This is a genomic window from Pseudomonas sp. B424, assembly GCF_055408345.1.
In genome coordinates this window covers 1-1,359 of record NZ_JBUZTL010000066.1, presented here as the reverse complement: position 1 = coordinate 1,359, position 1,359 = coordinate 1, and the positions used below count along the sequence as shown (strand labels likewise).

Here is a 1,359-nt window from a genome sequence, read left to right as displayed (position 1 = left end):
ATCGGTGTGACGCTCTATCCAAACGATAATGAGAATGCCGATACACTGCTACGTCATGCCGATCAGGCTATGTATAAGGCCAAACAAAGTGGCCGTAACTGTTTCCATTTGTTTGATGTATCAAAAGATAAGATGGATAAATCAGCTTTTGATACCGTAATACGGGTTCGCCAAGCGTTACATGATGGTGAGTTATGCTTGCATTATCAACCAAAAATAAGTTTGAGCAGTGGGGCAGTGATTGGTTTTGAAGCACTATTGCGTTGGCAGCATCCGCGAGATGGACTTATATTACCGCAGTATTTTATACCGTTGATTGAGCAGAGCGATCTGATCGTGGAGATCGGCGAGTGGGTCATAGATCAGGCGCTCAGTCAAATAGAACAATGGGCGGACTTGGGTCATTTGTGGTCTGTGAGTGTAAACATTGCAGCATTACATTTGAAAAAAGAAAACTTTGTAAAGTCCCTAAAGTTTTTGCTGGACAGCCACCCTAATGTTTTGCTGCAGATGTTGGATATTGAGATTACCGAATCAGTGGTGATAGAAAACTTACCACATGTCACTCAGTGCCTCATTGCTTGCCAGGATCTGGGTGTGACATTTTCGTTGGACGACTTTGGAACCGGGTATTCATCGCTGAGCTACCTTAAACAACTGCCCACGCAGTCAATCAAGATAGACAAATCTTTTATACGCGACATACTCATCGATAAAGACAGCTTGGGGCTGACTAAGGCGATCATCGGCCTAGCGAAATCGTTTAACCGCGAGGTTATTGCTGAAGGGGTGGAAACGGTTGAGCAGGAAGTGTTGCTGATGAACCTAGGTTGTGATGTAGCGCAAGGCTATGGTATTGCGAAACCCATGCCGGTAGAAAAAGTGCTATCTTGGGTGGCGAAGTTTGTCCCTGCTCATTTATCTAGAGGGGGTAATAGATAAACCGCACCGTCCACGAACTGATTGCGTCGTCGCAACCTAGTGGATTGAGCGGTTAATTCATTTATCCACCGGTAACGATATACTGTGCGTCCAATGCCATGGATTGGTTATGCGCATGGCTCGACCGACTTTCCCCATTCGCTCGAAATATATTTTTTATGATACACTATCCCAGCTGTTATTTTCTGGAACAATGAAATAATTAATATTATCATAAACAACAAATCGATAATAATAAAGAGGATCATATATGTCGAATCATGAGTTAATACTAGAGCAACTCCGTAACGTGAATTATGATAAGTTAAGCAAACAAGATATCGTAACAATGCTAGATGCAGGGGAACAGACTCTAGAAAATATGGCAGCATCAAGAAAAACTGCCATTGATATAATAGCAGAGGCAATGAACCAAAC

Annotated in this window: 1 protein-coding gene; it reads left to right on the top strand. The window is 42.8% G+C overall.

What is annotated here, in order from left to right:
* On the top strand, window positions 1–942 hold a 942-nt coding region (locus ACZRMS_RS26235; protein ID WP_463997638.1), incomplete at its 5' end, for a putative bifunctional diguanylate cyclase/phosphodiesterase.
* Between the last annotated feature and the right edge of the window lie 417 nt (window positions 943–1,359).